This window comes from Pseudomonas sp. Pseusp16 (assembly GCF_047324915.1).
GTDB classification, from domain to species: domain Bacteria; phylum Pseudomonadota; class Gammaproteobacteria; order Pseudomonadales; family Pseudomonadaceae; genus Aquipseudomonas; species Aquipseudomonas fluorescens_CD.
In genome coordinates, this window is record NZ_CP168522.1 from 2,807,343 (window position 1) to 2,825,264 (window position 17,922).

Sequence of the window (17,922 nt, forward strand, 5' to 3'; positions counted from 1 at the left end):
AAATGCACAAAGCTATTGTGCAATGTTTTTTTGCATTTTATCCGACAAGCAGTTTTTATTTGCATCCGTTAATGCGTGAGGCTGCCTTTTATGCACGCCGTTTTGCACGGAAAAATTGCATTAGGAGACCATGGGAGGTTTACTTGCTGGGATGCTTGGCGTTCGCGCCCAAAAGCCCCCCCCCACAAGATGGAAATCGACCATGACACGGTTGCAAGATGTGGTTCCCGAAACTCTCGCCGGTCTAAAGCAACTCCTTGAGTCGATTGAGCGCAGGGAGTCGGAGATCGTTCTAGGCGGGAGCTCAAGGCGTGTGCTGATGGCGTTGATCGAGTCGCCTCAGCGTGCAGCTGTGTCTTCGATAAGTGAGCTGGCAGCTCAGCTTGAAGTTAACGCTTCAACTCTTTCGCGCCTGGCTCAGCGTCTTGGCTATGGAGGCTTCAGCAAACTGCAAGATGTCTTTCGTAGGGAAATCACCGAAGGCAAAAGCTTCTATAGCGACCAAGCGAGTCGTTTGATGCTGACCTCTATTGACCACGACGCGATGAATCAGCTCACCCGACTTGGTCGCCAAGAAAGCGCCAACATCGCGAGCATGATCGAGCATGTTGATCCGCAGACTTTTTTGGAAACCGTTGAGTTGCTGAGCACTGCGCACCGCGTTCGAATACATGGCATGCGTCAATTCAATTCCCTCGCGCTTTTCATGGCATACGGGTTGGGCATGCTGAGGCCTGACGTTGCCGCCCTGGACTCAAGTCGCCAAGGGGTAGCCGATGCAATTGCGCAACTCGATGAGGGCGACGTTCTTGTCGTATCCAGCTGCTTCCCCTATACGCCTAGCGTAATCGCAACGGCCGAAGTCGCAGCACGGCACGGGATCAAGGTGGTTGCTCTGACCGACTCTGCAAGCTCACCCTTGGCCAAGGTCGCGATGCACCGATTTTACGTGCCCAACCACAGCCTTTTTTTCAGCAACAGCATGTGTGCATTCATGCTCTTGGCTCAGGGGCTATTGACCGCCGTTGCCGGACGACTGGGCGAAGAAGGCGTAGCCGCCCTGAAGTATCGAGAAACATTGATCACTGAGCTCAACTCTTCCCTGTAGCGAACTGCGCCCTCCGTCGGGCTTGCTACGTCGCCATTTGCGCCCCCATACGCTCGTCCGCAAAATGCAAATTTTCATTGCAAATATTCAATATGCATGATTACATGTGCATATGCAGATAGCCAATACAAAAAAAACCTGCATTTGCACCATTCTCTGCCTTCAACAGTACTGTCACCCAGAAAATAATAGGGATTGTCTTATGAAGCGCTTCTATAAAGTTATAGGTATCTTGACCCTCGGCGCTGCGCTCAATGTGCAGGCGGCAGAATCGTTGTCCGGAACCCTCGATAAAATCCAGAAATCCGGCACCATCGTGCTCGGGCATCGTGAATCATCAATGCCGTTCTCGTACTATGACGACCAGCAGAAACCCGTGGGTTACTCCATGGATCTTTGCATGGCAGTAGTTACGGCCATCAAGCAGAAGCTAGGTTTGGACAACCTGAGCGTCCGCTTCCAGCCAGTCAACTCATCCAACCGCATCGCGCTCGTGAAAAACGGCACGGTGGATCTTGAGTGCGGCTCGACGGCAAACTATCTGGAGAGACAGAAAGAGGTCGCCTTCTCCGACTCTACGTTCTGGGTCTCCAAGCGGTTAATCACCAAGGCCGACTCACCATACAAAACTATCGATGACCTCAAGGGTAAGCCTGTTGTTGTAACCCAAGGCACCGACACGGCCCTGCTGATCCGCAAGATTAATGAAGAGCGTAACCTGGACCTTCGAATCCAGGCAGGTAAAGATCACGCGGAATCACTGCTCATGGTCACCACGGGCCGCGCCGCAGCGTTTATGGAAGACGACATCCTAGTCTCAAGCCTTCGAGCGAAGGAGCGCGATCCTGCATCCTTGAAGTTGCTGAACGACTCTTTTGGCGGCGATCCCTATGCGCTGATGTTCCGCAAGGACGATCCGCAATTCAAAGCTCAAGTCGATGCCACGCTCGGTGAAATGATGAGCGATGGGCAGGCAACTAAACTGTATGAGAAATGGTTCCTGAGCCCTATCCCGCCTGCCGGCATCACCATAGGTTTCCCTATGCCCGGCCGCCTCAAGGAGCTGTTTGCTGCGCCTTCGGACAAGGCTTCCAGCTAATTGATCTCCTGATGCCGAGGAAACGGCATGCCCTCTGATTTATAGCCCACGCACGCTTCCCGGACGAAGCGTGGTGCGGCGTGGAGTTCCCGATGTCATTTAATTTCGACGTGTATCTCCAGCAATCGCCTGAGCCCGGGATGACTTACATTGGCCTGCTGGGCTCCGGCCTCGCTTGGACCGTGGCGTTGGCTCTCTCAGCGTGGATCATTGCGCTGGTGATGGGGACACTGGTCGGTGTTGCACGGACGCTTCCCTACCCTTGGCTGGTGCGCCTGGGAAATGGCTATGTCGAGCTGTTTCGAAACATTCCGTTGCTGGTGCAACTGTTCCTGTTTTATTTCGTTTTACCTGAGCTTCTACCGACTGACCTGGGAGACTGGATCAAATCGTTCGGCGCTCCATGGGGACCATTCTTCACTGCGATGATTGTCCTGGGTCTCTTTACCTCCGGACGTATCAGCGAACAGGTGCGGGCCGGTATCAACTCGTTGGCGAAGGGACAACGTGCTGCTGCACTTGCGATGGGTATGACCCTGACTCAAGCGTATCGCTATGTGCTGCTGCCTATGGCCGGACGCAGGATCATCCCACCACTGACCAGCGAGTTCATGACCATCTTCAAGAACTCTTCGGTTGCTTTGACCATCGGTGTTATTGAGCTGACCGCACAAGCCCAGCAGATGAATGAATTCACTTTCCGGACCTACGAAGCCTTCGGTGCAGCGACACTGATCTACGTCTTGGTAGCGCTGACAGTCAACCGACTGATGGCGATGATCGAACGTGCCAGCTACATCCCCGGTACGGCAACCCAGGAGCGCTAGTCATGCAAAACCTCGATTTCAGCGTCGTTCTCAACGCTCTGCCCTACCTCGCACAAGGCATGCTGTTTACCTTGCAAGTCACGGCGGTCGCGATGATCGGCGGCATCATCTTCGGGACGCTTTTGGCGCTTGCGCGCTTGAGCCAACTTGTCTGGTTGCGATCCTTGGCAGGCGCATACGTCAATCTGATGCGTTCGATCCCTCTAATCCTGGCGATATTCTGGATCTTCTTCCTGGTACCGGAAATTGTCGCTTGGCTGTTAGGATCTCCTGAACCAGTCCAAGTCGGCACCACAAAAACCGCGTTCATTGCCTTCACGATTTTTGAGGCCGCCTACTTTTGCGAAGTCATTCGTGCTGGTATCCAATCCGTTGCGAAAGGGCAAAGCGCGGCAGGACAGGCCGTCGGCTTCACTTACGTGCAGAACATGCGATACGTCATTTTGCCCCAGGCATTTCGAGCCATGATTCCTGTGCTGCTTACCCAAGTCATCATCCTTTTTCAGGACACTTCGCTGCTGTACGTCATTTCCGCAACTGATTTTCTTGGCGCCGCCTCTAAGGTTGCCCAGCGGGATAGTCGACTCGTTGAGTTCTACACCTTTGTAGCAATCGTATATTTCGTCATCTGTTTCACCCTGTCCAAAGTCGTGCGCCGTTACCAGTCACGACTCAACCGCAGCAGCGCTAACGCCTAGGAGTTGAATCGTGATCAAAATTGAGAATATCTCAAAACACTACGGCCCATTCCAGGTCCTGAAGAACTGCAGCACAGAAGTGAAAAAAGGCGAAGTGGTTGTTGTCTGCGGACCTTCTGGCTCGGGCAAATCAACGCTGATCAAATGCGTCAACGCACTGGAGCCTATCCAGTCGGGCAGCATTTCGGTGGACGGTACAAGCGTGACCGATGGGAAAATAAACCTGCCACGCCTTCGCTCAAGAGTCGGCATGGTGTTTCAGCATTTTGAGCTGTTCCCACATATGAGTATTACCGAAAACCTCGCCATCGCGCAGGTCAAAGTCCTGAAACGCTCTCGCGAAGAGGCAATGTGCAAAGCTCAGGGCCTGTTAAAGCGTGTCGGACTTCAAGCGCACGCACATAAGCACCCGGGTCAACTGTCTGGTGGGCAGCAACAGCGCGTTGCGATCGCACGAGCACTGGCGATGGATCCGATCTGCATGCTGTTTGATGAGCCGACCTCCGCGCTCGATCCGGAAATGGTCAATGAGGTTTTGGACGTTATGGTTGAACTGGCCGAAGAGGGAATGACGATGATGTGTGTTACCCACGAAATGGGTTTTGCACGCAAGGTCGCCAACCGCGTGATCTTCATGGACCAGGGCGAAATTATCGAAGACCGAAATTCCCAAGAGTTCTTCGATTCACCCGAGTCAGATCGGGCTCAACAATTCCTTTCAAAAATCCTTACTCATTGACTCCGTAACAGGCACTCGGAGCACTGAGTGCAGACGTTGCAATCCATGCCGCGACGCGATCGGTACCTTTTAAGGATCGTTGACCAACCAGATGCAATAGCTTCAAGAGCCGCTGGCTGCCAAATCGTTGTTTCACGGCTACAGGAGATGATGAAAGGCGAAAGCGGAAAAAACTCGTGGCTGTGCATCGGCGGTGGCCAAGCCATCGCTATGGCTTTTGAACACTGAATACGGAGTACAGTGGTGAGTTTATCTTTTCAAAGTAAGCTGCTTTTGGTCGTCGCGAGTGTTCTGCTGGGGGCATTCGCCGCGTCGGTCGGACTGAATAATTTTCGGCAAATGGAGCTCTTGAACAAAGAGGCAGTCGCTCAGTTATCCAAGACTGGGAAGTTAATGGCCGCCGGTATCAGTACTTGGCTCAACGGCCAAATCGATACGTTACAGGCGCTTTCTGAAACTATCGGCAGAGACGGGACCTCTGGTCCATCGGTATTGCAGAGCATTTCGCTGACTAGCTACTCAGAGCGCTACGCCTTCACTCAGTTCGGTTCCGCGGAAGGCGCAATGTATTCGATCCCGGCCGGCAACCGGCCGGCTGACTACGATCCCCGCAAACGCCCATGGTGCACCGCAGCTGCAGCGGCACGATCTCCAGTGGCGAGAGTATTACGCGACAGCCCCGAACGTTTGGCGAACTGACGCAGCGACAGCTTGTCGCACAATTACATCCGCCGATTTTTCCTGTCATGTCCGTACTGATCACTCAGTGTACTCCTGCTCAAAAGTTGAGTAGGCGTCGTTGTGAACTGCTTGTCGGTTTCCGGACGACGGCAACAAGTTCGGGTGCTGGCGGGAGACTGAAAGGCGCACTTCGACGTGTTCAATCTTGCACAGCAGAGGGTATGTGCGCCCGGATGTCTCCATGTGTGATCGACAATCACTCGAATATCAGATAAGTCTTGAGCACCGCTTCGCGGATATCCCAGGTACCGTGGGAGTTGGCCTCGAAAAAGAGTGCATCGCCTGGCTTGAACTGGATGGCTTCTCCATTATCCGGCGTGAACGTGCCCTCACCACTGACAATGTAGCTGTACTCGGCGCCTACCACTTGACGGCGGAATTGCCCTGGGCTGCACTCCCAGAAACCTGTCACTGCGTCGCAGCCTTCCAGGGGAATGTGTTCGGCTGTACGGGTCATCGCGATGGGCTCTCCAATAGGCTGCCCCACCGGAGTTTTGGGGGAAAATGTGCTTTGGTCATGCAAACGGATGCGGACAACGGACATGTTGGTCTCCTTGATGTTTTACGTCGAATAGGCGATGCGGGGATTTTGATCGACAGCGGCTGCCCCCGAGATGCTGAGTCAGTTGGGCGCCACTGGACGTCAGGTCAAAGCGTCGAGCAGACGGTACCAAGCGATACCCAGGCCGACATACAAACGCTGCAGGCCATGAAACGGAATCGGCTTGATGCCGGTAATCGGAAAAGGGAATTTCTGCCCGTTACCGAGAATGTTCATGGCTAAATGGCGACCCAGGCTGGTTGAAAGTGCAATACCGCGTCCGTTATAGCCAAGCAGCATACTCAAGCCCGGCTTTGGCTGATGGACATGAGGCAGGAAATCCTTTGTCAGTGCTACGCGACCGCTCCAGCGATATTCCAAAGGCACGCCTTCCAGTTGTGGAAAGACGCCTGTCAATGATCGCTCCAGATGAGCCCAGTCAGTATTCGACCTTGGCTCTGAAAATGGCCCACGACCACCAAACAGAACTCGACCTTGAGCATCTTGCTTAAAATAGGTCAGCAGCCGACGGGCGTCGGAGCAGACTTCGCCACCAGGTAATACCGTTTTCCTAAGCTTTTCGGGCAGAGGCCGGGTCGCGATAATGAAGCTGTTGGCGGCAAGGACCGTCTGCCGCAAACCTGGCCAGAGGTTGTCGGTGTATCCATTAGTCGCGAGTACCACATGCTGGGCTCGGACCTTGCAACCTTGGCCCGTCGTCAAATTCCAATAGCCGTCCCTGGACTCCAGCTTAACGACCGGGCTGTGACCATAAATTTCAGCACCGTGGTTGAGGGCGATGCGAGCCAGTCCACGGGCATAGTTCAATGGGTGCACGCTACCGGCACGTGGATCGACCCAGGCCCCCAAGTAATCATGACTGCCGATTCGCTTGGTCACGCTGGCTTTATCAAGCATTTCCACAGGCACGCCACGTCGTCGCCATTGCTCTGCCCGGCTCTCGATATTTCGCATTGCCGTAGCGGATACACCTGGTTGAATCCAACCTTTACGGGTGGCATCGCATTCAATACCGTAGCGATCGATCAGTTCGAACACTTCGTCAGCCGCATTGCCTACCACATCGATCAGGGCCTCGGCGAGCTCGCCCCCAAACATCCTTAGCAAATCGTCCGGATCGTGCTTAAGCCCCGGAATTACCTGGCCTCCATTGCGTCCCGACGCTCCCCAGCCAGGCTCGGCTGCGTCCAGAACGCACACATTCGCACCACCTGCCGCCAGGTGCAGGGCCGTTACCAGGCCGGTATAGCCGGCCCCGACGATAGCAACGTCTACCTGCTTGTTTTCACCAAGCCGCGGTGTCACCGGCCCGGTAGCGGCCGTGGATGCCCAGAGAGAAGGAGGTAATGCCAACGGCTGCCCGGTCATGCCGACACCTCATCGGTGTTGAGCAGACGGCGCAAAAAATCTTGAGTTCGTGCATGCTTGGGTGCACCCAGAACTTCCTGGGCAGGACCTTCTTCCACGATACGACCGCCATAAAGGAAGCAGACCTTATCAGCAACCTCCCGGGCAAATCCCATCTCATGAGTCACCACCACCATGGTCATGCCTTCGTCGGCCAGTTTGCGCATTACCGCCAGTACTTCACCCACCAATTCAGGGTCGAGCGCAGAGGTCGGTTCATCGAAAAGGATGGCCTTCGGGCGCATCGCCAATGCACGCGCGATCGCTACCCGTTGCTGCTGACCGCCCGAAAGCTCGTCCGGGAAGGCATCGATACGATGCGAAAGGCCAACCTTCTCCAATAGCTGGCGAGCGTGCTCGCGAGCTTCTTGAGGGTTTTCCTTTTTCACATAGATCGGGCCCTCCATCACGTTCTCAAGGGCGGTGCGATGAGGGAACAGATTGAAACGCTGGAAAACCATGGCAACCTGAGTACGGATCTCGTGGATGCTTTTGGCGTGACGATCAACGCGTTCGGAGGACACCAGGATGTCCCCGCCCTCATAAGTCTCCAGGCCATTGATGCACCGAAGAAGCGTGGATTTACCAGAGCCTGACGGACCGATCAGACAAACCACTTCACCGCTATTAACTTGCAGGTCGATACCTTCGAGCACGCAGGTGTTGCCGTAGCTCTTGCGCAGGGCTTTGATCTCTATCATGACGATTTCCTCATTCCAAGCCGCTTCTCAAGGCGGCGTAACGCGAAGGACAGCGGCAGGCTCAAAGTGAGGTAGAGCAGCGCTACCAGGGTATAGACCGTCATGTTTTCGAATGTGGATGAGGCGATCAGTTGACCTGCTCGGGTCATCTCCACAACGGTAATAGTGGACACCAGCGATGAGTCCTTGAGCATCATTACCAAGGTGTTGCCGTAGGGTGGCAAAGCGATACGGAATGCTTGCGGAAGGACAACACGGCGCATCACCATGTAACTGCGCATACCCAGCGATTCCGCGGCCTCGATTTGCCCTTGCTGAATAGCCTGTATGCCGGCCCTGAAGTTCTCTGCCTGGTAGGCCGAGTAGGCAATACCGAGACCGATAATGCCGGCCTGCATAGCTGTCAGTTGAATGCCGAATTCGGGTAGTACGAAATAGATGTAGAACAGTTGAACGATGATTGGAAGACCGCGGATCAAGTTGACCACGGTGATCGCGAACAACGAAATGGTGCGGACCTTGGACACCATCATCAAGGCCAAAACCAGGCCGATGACCGAACTGAGCAGGAAGGATGCAACCGTAACCTGCAAAGTGACCACCGCCCCGCTCAAGAGAATGGGAAGGAAGTCCAGAGCATTCTGGAGAAACATAGGATTATCCATGAGGCGAGTTCAACCAAGGCCTGGCGAGGTACCAGGCCAACAAAGGCGCTTAGTTAAGCTTCCACTTCTCGACAATGCGTGCGAGGGTGCCATCTGCCCTGATAGTGGCGATGCCCTTATTCACTTTGGTGAGCGCCTGCTCATCGCCCTTGCGCAGAATCAGGCATACCTCACCCTTGATCTGAGGCTGATAGGAGTCAACCAGCCGCACCTTCTGCAGGGTGCCTGAAGACATCTGGTACGCCAGGATGGGGCGGTCGGCGAAACCGGCCTTGATCCGCCCCAGGGACAGGTCGCGGGTCAGGTCCGCGATCGAGTCATAGCCACGTACTTCCTTGTAGATGCCGCGCTTATTGAGCGCATCGAGGAAAATGGTGCCGACCTGGGCACCCACCACCTCACCCTTGAAGTCATCCATGCCGGTGTACGGCGTATTGTCGTCAGCCCGCACTACCAAACCCTCGCCGTACTCGAAAACCGGATCGGAAAACTGCACGATTTTCTCGCGCTCCGGGGTACGCACCATCGCTGCTGAGATCATGTCAATTTTACTGGCTGTCAGGGACGGGATAAGCGAAGCGAAGGTGGTTTGCGCGATATCCACCTCGAAGCCAGCAGCCTTGGAGACGGCTTCGACGGTGTCGATCATCATGCCCTGGATATTGTTGCTTTTCACATCCAGGAAGGTGAAGGGTACTCCGGTGGCGGTGGCACCGACCTTGAACGTTTCCGCTTGAGCAACAAGCGAAGCAGTACAGCCAGCGAACAGAGCAATGGTACAGGCGAACACACGAAGACGAGGATACATGTCGAATACTCCAGTTTGACGCGGTTTGTTGTAGTTGTGCGTGATGGACAGCCTTCTCGTATCAAAAGTCGGCCTTGAATTAAATATATACGATTTACAAAAATCGTAAAGCGGTTTATAAGTATCGCATATCGATATTAAAACCAATCAAGCCAGAGAGATGAGCCATGAGTGAGAACGAAAACAGCCTCTTCAATCAGTCTCTAGAGAAGGGGCTAGCAGTGCTGCGTGCATTCAACGCGCGCCAGCGGACAATGAATCTGGCGGAAATTGCCGAGGCCGCAGGCATCAACAAGAGCTCTGCACAGCGCATGATTTTCACCTTGGAGACGCTGGGGTACGTGTGCAAAAACCCTCAATCCAGGCGTTTCCAGCTCACTCCCCGCGTCATGGAAATTGGTTACAACTATCTGGCCGCAGATACGCTGGTAGACGTCGCCAATCCTTTTCTCGCCGAACTGGCTCAGCTCACGGGGGAATCCACGAACCTCACCGAACCGGTCGGCCTGGAAATGATCTATGTGGCTCGTTTCGTAGCCCCTAAGTTCATTCCGATCCACCTGCCTATCGGCAGTCGCATACCGATGTATTGCACCGCTTCTGGCAGGGCTTATCTAAGCACCTTAAGCGATGAGGGGCTTGGTGAGGTGCTGGCTGCCAGTGATCTGAAGCGGCATACGCAACACACCCTGACAAGGGTGGACGAGATTGTCAGCGCGATTCAGGCGGTCAGAGACAAAGGTTATGCCGTCAACCTTGAGGAGCTTTACCTCGGGGATATGACCATTGCGGCGCCTGTCATCAACAGCCACCATAAACCCGTGGCCTCGGTGCACGTGGTTGCGCCGACCAGCCGATGGACGTTAGAGGAGGCGCAACGACAGATAGCTCCAGCGGTCGTAAAGTGTGCCCACGCAATCAGCACCTCGATACGTTCTCTCTGATGATGAATTGCAATCGCCCTCCCCCCCCGACTGGTAGCCCTCTCCCTACCTGAAAATGAGGCCTCGGCCTGTTCGGCATCGCCCTGCAGGCGCTACGCTTGGTCGGCCCCTAGTGCAGTCGCCAGGTGAACCGACGTCTCGATCGCTTCGTGGTTCCCGGTACACGAATCGAGCGCTGCGTCGGCAAGGTCGGCGGGCTGAAAAGAGTAGCCGGAAGGGCGGGGTGGAAAAACAGGAAAGCTCGCCGATAAAATGGCACTGCGCTAAGGTGTGCAACTCGTTTAACCACGACGATCTCTGTAGCAAGTAAGCCCGCCCTGCCCTTTAGAGCGGGCTCCAATGGCCTATCGACCTGGCATTCGGACGACGATCTTCCCTATGTGATCGCCTGAGTCCATGTGCCTGTGTGCCTGTGTGCCTGTGTGCCTCCACGATCTCCTCGAAGTTAAACACATCGTCAATCACGGGAACTACCCGCCCTGCCTCAATATGAGGCCAGGCGTCGCGCAAAACGCCGGCGACAATGGCTTGTTTGGCCACCAGAGAACGGTCTCTCAACGAGGTGGTATGCAGTGATGCTCGCTTGCCCATCATCTTGCCCAGGTGGATGCCCCTGTCGATCCTGTTCATGCTGGCATTTGGCCTGGCTTGCCTGGTCAATTACCCAAGCCTGAAACAGCAGAAAGAGGTCATCGCTCGTCATGCCGACAACGTTATGGCGGTTACCCTGCTGATCTTCGGCGCGGGCATATTCGTCGGCATCATGAGTGGCACCGGGATGATCAAGGCAACTCGGACAACATCATCACGATCCTGCCGGCACAGGCTGGGCATTACATGTCGTTGATCACCGCCTTGCTAAGCGTGCCTTTCACTCATGTACTGACAAACGATGCGTTTTATTTTGGCGTGCTACCCGTTCTCGCCGCGACGGCGGCTCACTATGGAAGCGGCCCGAATGAAATGGCGATTGCTTCACTCGTCGGCCAACCTTCACCTCCTCAGCCCTCTGGTTGCATCAACCAGCGAGTCTCCCTGAAATGGACACTCGGGACAGTCCTGGTCATGCTGGTGGCCGCCATCGCGATTGGCGCTATTACCGTTGTCAACTGAGACTGCAAGCCCGCATTGAGCGCGGCTGGAACATCGGCGATGCACCTCGCATCTGGATTGCAGGTATCTCGATGAGCAGCAGGAATGAGTCTGTCGAGACCACTAACAGGCAAGCCACCTATGACCAAAGATCTAAGCATGCGAATGCATCAAGTCGATGCCTTCACCGCCGGCTTTTTTCCCGGAACCCAGCTGCCGTTCTCGTACTTGAAGACTGGCAGCCGGACGACCTGGTACCTGACTATTACACAGGACAACAATCTCGCCGAAACGGTTTTTTTTCAAAGCCCGGCCCGATGGGGAATGGGATCTGCGCCGGTTTGCTCCAGCGCATGAATTCGATTTTTGCGGCCACACCACCTTGGCGACCGCACACGACCTACTGATCAATAACGAGAAGGCTTCGTTGATATTTCTCACCGCGTCGATGAGTTGCGAGTATCGAACAAGCCGCATAGGTACCGCTCGACATTCCACAGCTTTTCGCGAGAAGTTCTGGACGTACTTCCTAGAGAGATCGTGTCTGCCCCCTTGTCTTGGGTCATCGACAACCGATTCACTGCTTGAACCTAACCCGAAATCGATTGTCTGCAAATTAGCCTAGCCACCTGTACTTCACTGACCGTGAAATCGATCCTCGGTATCTAGGCTCAGAAATGGAAAACAGATCGCGAGAACCTATCCATCCACCAAGGGATAGGGGTTGAACAAACAATCATGAAGATCATAGTGAGTGATAGGTAAATGGAATGACCTCACCGAGTGACAGAGTCGAGTAAAACAGCCGCTGCCATCAGCTAGGTTGATATACAGATGATTCGCGGGAGGCCTATCCATCAGGAATGGAGATCCATCCGTACATGTCCGTTTATATTTACAATCCGCAGACAAAAACCTTCTACCGCCCCATCGACGCAGCATTGCGGTGGTGCAACCTCATCCGTTATGAAGCACAAATAGTGCAAGCTGCATGGTCTTGTCCTGGGAAACTTGCGTCCCTATTCCCGCAATGGCCAGGCCTACACGCAACCACCGAAAAAATCTACGATGCGGTACGTAATAGAGAATTGCCTTATGGTTGCCTCGGTATTTCGGTTCCCATGGGGACTTACGTGGAACCCTATCAATTAACAATACGTCACTCAGATTTACGCCAATGGATGGAGATTTACTACCCCGATCAGAAACCTAGCTTCTTGTTTGAGTCAGGCAGAGACTCACATGAAAAAGTCAGTTTAGGGACGTTCCTGGCGCTACAGGCGGATAGAGATATCCTATTGCAGGAGCTCAACACGCTACGTCTTCACCATCAGGATATTTTGGTAGATCTTCAGGCGATAGGGGTTGAACGGGATGACCTCAAAGTGTTTGTCAAAACGCACGGACAACTCAGCGAGCGTAGCGAACTCACATACCAAAACATCATCGGTGTTTTGGTCAACCTACTCCTGGATCATTCTCCCGCTGGAAAGCCTCTTTCCGTATTTAAGAATCAAGCAGCAATCGTCGATGCCATTATCGCACGCTATAAAGATGTGCCAGGCATTAGCAAACGGACACTGGACGAAAAATTTGCTACAGCTAACCGCAGTCTCAAAAAAAGCAAATAATCCAAGAAATTGCGCTGCAATCCACCCGATTGCAGTGCAATGACTCGATCCCACTTCTAGTATTCAATTCGGGTCACTTCCCATAACGCGCCAATCGGCGCCAGGAGTGACCAGCATGTCTAGTCAACCTTCCCCCATCACTGAAGCTCCTCAACTACAAGTCGAACGTCACATCATGCGCCGTGACGAGGTAGAGCGAAAAACCGGCTTCAAGCGTGCGCACATCTACAACCTGATGAAAGTAGGTAAATTCCCTCAGGCTAAACGCATTGGATTGCGTGCTGTCGGCTGGGACTCGCGGGAGATCGAACGGTGGATCGTTGAACGCCTGGACCAGCAGGCCTGATGCCATGCGAGTTGTATCGGTGGTTTCTACCAAAGGTGGGGTGGGGAAAACCACAGTCGCTGCGAACCTCGGCGGTCTGCTGGCGGATGCTGGCCTACGCGTCCTGCTGCTCGATCTGGATAGCCAACCCACCCTCTCCAGCTATTACGCCTTGAACCACGAGGCCATCGCGGGTGCGTACGAACTCATTGCGCTCAACCAGACAGATCCCGCGCAGATAATTTCCACGACTGAGGTCGTCGGTCTCGACCTGATCCTCTCCAACGACGACCAAAGCCGACTGAGCACCTTGCTGCTGCACGTTCCTGACGGGCGATTACGGCTGCGCAACTTGCTCGACCATTTCCGTTCCAGTTATGACCTGCTTTTGATCGACACCCAAGGCGCACGTAGCGTGCTGCTGGAGATGGCCATCCTCGCCTCCGATCTCGCCCTTTCTCCCATCACGCCTGAAATGCTCGCCGCCCGCGAACTGCGGCGCGGCACCTTGAAGCTGCTCAGCGAACTCGAACCGTTCAGCTACCTGGGCATTCCACCACCATCCTTGCGACTGCTACTAAACCGGGTGAACGCCATTCGGGTGGATACCCGGATGATCATCCAAGGCCTGCGCGAGACCTTCGCTGGGGCTACCCACATCTTGGTCCTAAATACCGTAATTCCCGATCGAGTCGCGTATCTCAATGCTGCCTCCCTCGGCCTACCGGTCCACCGAATCGAAACGCGTCGGTCACGTGAACGAGGCTCGCACTCAGCGTTGGAAATCATGCAGGCGCTGGCCATCGAGTTGTTTCCGGAATGGCGCGAAGCGATCGCTACGGTCAGCAGGTGCGCGGAGGATCAATGAGACGAATCATCAAGCCACCATTTCTCGCCAAGTCATTTTTTTATCGACCTTGAGGCCAACAGCGTTTGGCAAGGAGTCTTTTGATGTTGGATCAACTGCCCATCATCGTCCAACCATCCATTCGACCACTACTCCCACCTTGCGAGGAGTACTGCACTGTGGTCTTTCACCTGCAGGGTGGGCGCTCGGTCACGGCGTGGTTCCTCGCAGAAATCTCCCGACATTTCGAAGGTTCGGGGACCGTCGAAATCGTCAAGTTCGAGGTCGGTGACCTTTTGCGCACCCGGCGTTAACTGAGGTTGTTCCGATGAAAAAGCTCAGTCAGGAGGAGATCACTGACAAGCTGCACCAGGACCACTTCCCTCGGGGCCCAGAACTGGAGCGGCTGTCCGATCCACTCATCGACACACCTATGCTGGTCACGCTGGAGCAGTTGCGGCCCTACGAACTCAACCCACGCTTCATCCGCAATCCGCTGTATGACGATATCAAGGCGTCCATCCGTGAACGCGGGCTGGATCAACCGCCGCCGATTACTCGCCGCCCGGGAGAAACCTATTTCATCATCCGCAACGGCGGTAATACGCGTTTGGCGATTCTCGGCGAGCTATGGCAGGAAACTCGCGACGAGCGCTTCTTCCGCATTCATTGCCTGTTCCGACCCTGGACCAATGAAATCACCACCCTACTCGGCCATCTAGCCGAAAGCGATCTACACGGCCAACTCACCTTCATCGAACGTGCATTGGCGGTAGCCAAACTCAAAACCATGCTCGAACCAGATGGAGCAGTACTCTCGCAACGTGAGCTGGCACGACGTCTTGCCGCTGGAGGCTATCCAATTTCACAGTCGCACATCAGCCGGATGCTCGACACCCTCGAACACCTACTGCCGGCCATTCCGCAAACCCTGTATGCCGGGCTGGGTAAACCCCAGATAGAACGCCTGATCGCTCTACGTAGTCAGGCAGAGCGAACCTGGAACCGTTATCCAACCGCCACCGTTGCGTTCACCGAGTTTTGGCTCGATACCCTGGGCTACTTCGATACTGACCCCGAGTCCTTCGATCTTGAGCAAATCCAGGATGAACTGCTCGAACGCATGAGCCGCTTGCTCGGATCGTCCTATCGTATGTTGGCCCTGGAGCTGAGCGATACCCATCGGGTCATCTCGACGCCTGGCGTTGTCGTCGCAGCCCCCTCAGAGAGCAGTCATCTGCCGAGCGTTGATGAAGCTGCGGCAGGATCGCCCTCCTCCGAGTCCCGTCCCCAATCAGCTGAGATCAGAACCCAGACCGAAACCGCTCGAGAGGAGCTGCTCACTCCACCCGAAACGAAAGTCATATCAGCAGTTTGCCCTGCGTCGCGAGTTCAGCAGATTCGCGAGCAGATCGATCGAGAGACATCCGCCGAAGCAGAATCGACCGTCGAAATGTGCACGATCGCCGACATCTGGATCATCGCACCAACACTGGATAGCCCCGAACAACTGCGTTTAGCCATTGCCGGACTGGCTCGGGAAATGGCGGCCTATGCCGGACATCCCGAGAGCATCATCGATCAGCAGCATGGCTTGGGCTTCGCCCTGAACATCGAGCGACTGGATCTTGCAGCGCCTCGCGCGACCGGCGTTCACCTGCTGCTCCTGGCCCTGTCGCGCGCTCAAGACGACGTGGACTGGGAAGATCGCAAGCAACTGCCCTCCGCCCTGTTCGGGCAACTGTTATTGGGGGTCTATCAACTCCCGCTGACCGATCGTCCCGCCATGGACGTAGGGCTGGAGCGACTGCCCGACGGTCTGTTAATCAAACTGTATCGCCTGATCCGCCTGGCCCGACGCCTGATCGACTTAACGCTTCCGCCTGAAGACGACTCACCGCAGGAGCTGCCATGAACCTCTCCTTCAATGTGCTCAACCAGGCCATGCTGACCCAGGTGCTGCATGAACTGCGCCTGGGTAATTTGCAACGCTGCAAGGCACTCGGACTGGGTGAGGACGACATCTACCTGTTGCAATCCTTACCGCCCACCACGCTGTCGCGTCTGGCCCATGCCTCCGTCCCCTGGGTTGAGGTCAAGATTGACTCGCCGGTGCTGCATCGGTTGATTGAGCAAGTCGAACGCGACGAACAGAACGAGCGCTTGATCAACCGGGCGCTCACGCTCGGCGCCAGCAGCACTATCATGTATCAGTGCTTCGGCCTGGCGCATTCGGAAACCGCCCTGCGTCGCCGCCTGCTTAAGATAGAAACCCGAAAAGGTCGTCCCCAAAATTTGAGCGAAGCGCAGGAACATGCGCTCTGGCAGCGATGGTGCCAGCTACGCGCTCAGGACGGTACCGAGGATCAGCTCGACGCCATGATGATGCTGGCCGAAGAACAGCAGATCAGCTTGACCATCGTTTGGCAGCAGATCGACCAGTACAGCAATGGAGCATGAACACCGCCCCTTCCAGTCGCTGGCAGCGTGTCCTGCAGCAATGTACCCAGCAGCTGAGTGAACGCTGGCCCCCACGCCCGACCACTGAACAACCCTCCAGCCAGGCTCTACAGGCTGGTTTTCTATTCAGTGGCCAATCACACGAAGTCGTACCGCGTCGGCTACTGTTAGATACTCGGCTGACGCCATTGGAACGGAATGCCTGGCAGGTGTTTCGACTTATGCTGCAAGGGCAAGGCATGGTCACGCCGCGCTATGAGGATTTGCAACCTTATCTGTCGAGCGTGCCCTATGGCGCGTCAGCCTCCCGTGAAACCATTGCTCGCGTGTTGACGATGCTCAGGCTCACCCGCTGGCTCAGCTTGGTGAGTCGTGGCCGCGATCAGCTCAGCGGGCGCCTACAAGGTTCTCTATACGTCCTGCACGATGAACCGTTAACCCCCGCCGAAGCTATGGAGCTGGATCAGGACTACCTGGAACTGGTCGGACATGCCCTCTGTCATGCGACCAAGGCTGTGCGCATTGTTGCTCAGCATGTTCTGGAAGAAATCCGCCAAGACACGGATATCGATCAGGGTCGACTACCGACGCGGCTCGACAGCTGGGGCGAACACTGGACGCAGCAAGGATTGGATCTCGCAACTGAGGACGCCTTACACGATTCCGAACTGGGTGGCGATCACCGCGTTCGGAATCGTGCAGGCCCTCGTCCGGAATCCGAACCAGGCTTGAACGCCATTGTTTCCGGCCCCGTTCAGAATCCGAACGCCGCCTGTACTGTACTAAAAGAAAGTACTTGTACTGTACCGCGCGCGACCCCAGCGGTGGATAACCTTCACTGGCCCGAGCCGCTGCACCTGAGTCCAAGCGAGCGTCAGGCCGTTGCCGTGGCGCTGAACAAGCTCAAACCAGCGGATCGTCAGGCGGTGCTCAACGAAGCGGGTGCACGCTGTACGGCAGGAGGTATTCGCAAGCCAGCGGCCTATCTGATGGGCCTGATACAGCGCGCACTGAAAGGCGACTTTCGTCCTTGGGCAGCTCAGACAAAGCCTTCACCCGTTGCAGAACCGCCCCCAACAGCACCGTCACGCCCGTCCCGAAAACAGGGCGAACCCGCTTCCGCCCTCGCCCAAGCGTGCCTGAATGAGCTACGCCAACTGAGCGGCAAACGCTCTGGACGTCAGTAGATTTGATGCCAGTGGCATCAAATCTACTGAGTTCTAATGTGAGATCGCAAAGGGCCGAATCTGCGCAAGCCGAGCGATACA

At 55.2% G+C, this 17,922-nt stretch carries 23 protein-coding genes; 18 read left to right on the forward strand and 5 right to left on the reverse strand.

Annotation, left to right across the window (positions count from 1 at the left end):
- Positions 1-202 precede the first annotated feature (202 nt).
- From ACEN8Q_RS12510 to ACEN8Q_RS12535, 6 genes are all read left to right on the forward strand, one after another.
- Positions 203-1,108: a MurR/RpiR family transcriptional regulator gene (locus ACEN8Q_RS12510; RefSeq protein ID WP_222585674.1), complete on the forward strand. Its 906-nt coding sequence runs from the start codon at positions 203-205 to the stop codon at positions 1,106-1,108.
- 202 nt (positions 1,109-1,310) lie between these two features.
- Positions 1,311-2,207, forward strand: a complete 897-nt coding sequence (locus tag ACEN8Q_RS12515) for a transporter substrate-binding domain-containing protein (RefSeq protein WP_222585673.1) — start codon at positions 1,311-1,313, stop codon at positions 2,205-2,207.
- 92 nt (positions 2,208-2,299) lie between these two features.
- Positions 2,300-3,034, forward strand: coding sequence for an amino acid ABC transporter permease (locus ACEN8Q_RS12520; protein ID WP_222585672.1), 735 nt, complete (start codon positions 2,300-2,302; stop codon positions 3,032-3,034).
- 2 nt (positions 3,035-3,036) lie between these two features.
- Entirely contained in the window at positions 3,037-3,732 is a 696-nt protein-coding gene (locus ACEN8Q_RS12525) for an amino acid ABC transporter permease (protein ID WP_222585671.1), read from the forward strand.
- A gap of 10 nt (positions 3,733-3,742) precedes the next feature.
- Positions 3,743-4,471, forward strand: coding sequence for an amino acid ABC transporter ATP-binding protein (locus ACEN8Q_RS12530; RefSeq protein WP_222585670.1), 729 nt, complete (start codon positions 3,743-3,745; stop codon positions 4,469-4,471).
- Between the two features lie 243 nt (positions 4,472-4,714).
- The gene (locus ACEN8Q_RS12535) at positions 4,715-5,170 is read left to right on the forward strand and encodes a hypothetical protein (protein WP_222585669.1); all 456 of its coding nucleotides are present in this window, start codon (positions 4,715-4,717) and stop codon (positions 5,168-5,170) included.
- A 238-nt stretch (positions 5,171-5,408) separates the two neighbouring features.
- On the opposite strand, the gene ACEN8Q_RS12540 is transcribed toward ACEN8Q_RS12535, so the two are convergent.
- From ACEN8Q_RS12540 to ACEN8Q_RS12560, 5 genes are all read right to left on the reverse strand, one after another.
- On the reverse strand, positions 5,409-5,756 hold the full coding sequence (locus ACEN8Q_RS12540; protein WP_222585668.1) for a cupin domain-containing protein: 348 nt from the start codon (positions 5,754-5,756) through the stop codon (positions 5,409-5,411).
- A 99-nt stretch (positions 5,757-5,855) separates the two neighbouring features.
- Positions 5,856-7,142, reverse strand: a complete 1,287-nt coding sequence (locus ACEN8Q_RS12545; RefSeq protein WP_222585667.1) for an NAD(P)/FAD-dependent oxidoreductase — start codon at positions 7,140-7,142, stop codon at positions 5,856-5,858.
- Positions 7,139-7,882, reverse strand: coding sequence for an amino acid ABC transporter ATP-binding protein (locus ACEN8Q_RS12550; RefSeq protein ID WP_222585666.1), 744 nt, complete (start codon positions 7,880-7,882; stop codon positions 7,139-7,141). Before ACEN8Q_RS12550 ends, ACEN8Q_RS12545 begins: the two co-directional genes overlap by 4 nt.
- Positions 7,879-8,547, reverse strand: a complete 669-nt coding sequence (locus ACEN8Q_RS12555) for an amino acid ABC transporter permease (protein ID WP_222585665.1) — start codon at positions 8,545-8,547, stop codon at positions 7,879-7,881. The genes ACEN8Q_RS12550 and ACEN8Q_RS12555 overlap by 4 nt, the downstream gene beginning before the upstream one ends.
- A gap of 49 nt (positions 8,548-8,596) precedes the next feature.
- Positions 8,597-9,355: an ABC transporter substrate-binding protein gene (locus ACEN8Q_RS12560; protein WP_222585664.1), complete on the reverse strand. Its 759-nt coding sequence runs from the start codon at positions 9,353-9,355 to the stop codon at positions 8,597-8,599.
- A 167-nt stretch (positions 9,356-9,522) separates the two neighbouring features.
- Between ACEN8Q_RS12560 and ACEN8Q_RS12565 the strand changes: the two genes are divergently transcribed.
- From ACEN8Q_RS12565 to ACEN8Q_RS12620, 12 genes are all read left to right on the forward strand, one after another.
- Positions 9,523-10,299 (forward strand): IclR family transcriptional regulator, encoded by a 777-nt coding sequence (locus tag ACEN8Q_RS12565; RefSeq protein ID WP_222585663.1) that lies wholly within the window; start codon positions 9,523-9,525, stop codon positions 10,297-10,299.
- A 583-nt stretch (positions 10,300-10,882) separates the two neighbouring features.
- Positions 10,883-11,146: a hypothetical protein gene (locus ACEN8Q_RS12570; RefSeq protein ID WP_413424004.1), complete on the forward strand. Its 264-nt coding sequence runs from the start codon at positions 10,883-10,885 to the stop codon at positions 11,144-11,146.
- Positions 11,137-11,412 carry a hypothetical protein gene (locus tag ACEN8Q_RS12575; RefSeq protein ID WP_261398005.1) on the forward strand — a complete coding sequence of 92 codons (276 nt, stop codon included), beginning with the start codon at positions 11,137-11,139 and terminating at the stop codon, positions 11,410-11,412. The genes ACEN8Q_RS12570 and ACEN8Q_RS12575 overlap by 10 nt, the downstream gene beginning before the upstream one ends.
- 120 nt (positions 11,413-11,532) lie before the next feature.
- Complete coding sequence (locus tag ACEN8Q_RS12580; protein WP_222585661.1) at positions 11,533-11,748, forward strand: hypothetical protein; 216 nt, start codon at positions 11,533-11,535, stop codon at positions 11,746-11,748.
- Positions 11,723-12,016 carry a PhzF family phenazine biosynthesis protein gene (locus tag ACEN8Q_RS12585; RefSeq protein ID WP_413705496.1) on the forward strand — a complete coding sequence of 98 codons (294 nt, stop codon included), beginning with the start codon at positions 11,723-11,725 and terminating at the stop codon, positions 12,014-12,016. Before ACEN8Q_RS12580 ends, ACEN8Q_RS12585 begins: the two co-directional genes overlap by 26 nt.
- Before the next feature lie 256 nt (positions 12,017-12,272).
- A complete protein-coding gene (locus ACEN8Q_RS12590) occupies positions 12,273-13,022 on the forward strand; it encodes a hypothetical protein (RefSeq protein WP_222585660.1) in 750 nt (249 codons plus the stop codon).
- Positions 13,023-13,137: 115 nt separating this feature from the next.
- Positions 13,138-13,368, forward strand: a complete 231-nt coding sequence (locus tag ACEN8Q_RS12595; protein WP_222585659.1) for an AlpA family phage regulatory protein — start codon at positions 13,138-13,140, stop codon at positions 13,366-13,368.
- Between the two features lie 4 nt (positions 13,369-13,372).
- Positions 13,373-14,215 (forward strand): ParA family protein, encoded by an 843-nt coding sequence (locus tag ACEN8Q_RS12600; RefSeq protein WP_222590375.1) that lies wholly within the window; start codon positions 13,373-13,375, stop codon positions 14,213-14,215.
- A 158-nt stretch (positions 14,216-14,373) separates the two neighbouring features.
- The gene (locus ACEN8Q_RS12605; RefSeq protein WP_261398004.1) at positions 14,374-14,508 is read left to right on the forward strand and encodes a hypothetical protein; all 135 of its coding nucleotides are present in this window, start codon (positions 14,374-14,376) and stop codon (positions 14,506-14,508) included.
- Positions 14,509-14,522: 14 nt separating this feature from the next.
- On the forward strand, positions 14,523-16,109 hold the full coding sequence (locus tag ACEN8Q_RS12610; RefSeq protein ID WP_222585657.1) for a ParB family protein: 1,587 nt from the start codon (positions 14,523-14,525) through the stop codon (positions 16,107-16,109).
- Positions 16,106-16,654 (forward strand): DUF2857 domain-containing protein, encoded by a 549-nt coding sequence (locus ACEN8Q_RS12615; RefSeq protein WP_222585656.1) that lies wholly within the window; start codon positions 16,106-16,108, stop codon positions 16,652-16,654. Before ACEN8Q_RS12610 ends, ACEN8Q_RS12615 begins: the two co-directional genes overlap by 4 nt.
- Positions 16,651-17,841, forward strand: a complete 1,191-nt coding sequence (locus ACEN8Q_RS12620; RefSeq protein WP_222585655.1) for an STY4528 family pathogenicity island replication protein — start codon at positions 16,651-16,653, stop codon at positions 17,839-17,841. The genes ACEN8Q_RS12615 and ACEN8Q_RS12620 overlap by 4 nt, the downstream gene beginning before the upstream one ends.
- Positions 17,842-17,922 lie beyond the last annotated feature (81 nt).

Coding starts and splice junctions, on each gene's coding strand:
- ACEN8Q_RS12510 (WP_222585674.1), top strand. CDS start 203: ATGACACGGTTGCAAGATGTGGTTCCCGAAACTCTCGCCGGTCTAAAG.
- ACEN8Q_RS12515 (WP_222585673.1), top strand. CDS start 1,311: ATGAAGCGCTTCTATAAAGTTATAGGTATCTTGACCCTCGGCGCTGCG.
- ACEN8Q_RS12520 (WP_222585672.1), top strand. CDS start 2,300: ATGTCATTTAATTTCGACGTGTATCTCCAGCAATCGCCTGAGCCCGGG.
- ACEN8Q_RS12525 (WP_222585671.1), top strand. CDS start 3,037: ATGCAAAACCTCGATTTCAGCGTCGTTCTCAACGCTCTGCCCTACCTC.
- ACEN8Q_RS12540 (WP_222585668.1), bottom strand. CDS start 5,756: ATGTCCGTTGTCCGCATCCGTTTGCATGACCAAAGCACATTTTCCCCC.
- ACEN8Q_RS12545 (WP_222585667.1), bottom strand. CDS start 7,142: ATGACCGGGCAGCCGTTGGCATTACCTCCTTCTCTCTGGGCATCCACG.
- ACEN8Q_RS12550 (WP_222585666.1), bottom strand. CDS start 7,882: ATGATAGAGATCAAAGCCCTGCGCAAGAGCTACGGCAACACCTGCGTG.
- ACEN8Q_RS12555 (WP_222585665.1), bottom strand. CDS start 8,547: ATGGATAATCCTATGTTTCTCCAGAATGCTCTGGACTTCCTTCCCATT.
- ACEN8Q_RS12560 (WP_222585664.1), bottom strand. CDS start 9,355: ATGTATCCTCGTCTTCGTGTGTTCGCCTGTACCATTGCTCTGTTCGCT.
- ACEN8Q_RS12565 (WP_222585663.1), top strand. CDS start 9,523: ATGAGTGAGAACGAAAACAGCCTCTTCAATCAGTCTCTAGAGAAGGGG.
- ACEN8Q_RS12575 (WP_261398005.1), top strand. CDS start 11,137: ATGTCGTTGATCACCGCCTTGCTAAGCGTGCCTTTCACTCATGTACTG.
- ACEN8Q_RS12580 (WP_222585661.1), top strand. CDS start 11,533: ATGACCAAAGATCTAAGCATGCGAATGCATCAAGTCGATGCCTTCACC.
- ACEN8Q_RS12590 (WP_222585660.1), top strand. CDS start 12,273: ATGTCCGTTTATATTTACAATCCGCAGACAAAAACCTTCTACCGCCCC.
- ACEN8Q_RS12595 (WP_222585659.1), top strand. CDS start 13,138: ATGTCTAGTCAACCTTCCCCCATCACTGAAGCTCCTCAACTACAAGTC.
- ACEN8Q_RS12600 (WP_222590375.1), top strand. CDS start 13,373: ATGCGAGTTGTATCGGTGGTTTCTACCAAAGGTGGGGTGGGGAAAACC.
- ACEN8Q_RS12610 (WP_222585657.1), top strand. CDS start 14,523: ATGAAAAAGCTCAGTCAGGAGGAGATCACTGACAAGCTGCACCAGGAC.
- ACEN8Q_RS12615 (WP_222585656.1), top strand. CDS start 16,106: ATGAACCTCTCCTTCAATGTGCTCAACCAGGCCATGCTGACCCAGGTG.
- ACEN8Q_RS12620 (WP_222585655.1), top strand. CDS start 16,651: ATGAACACCGCCCCTTCCAGTCGCTGGCAGCGTGTCCTGCAGCAATGT.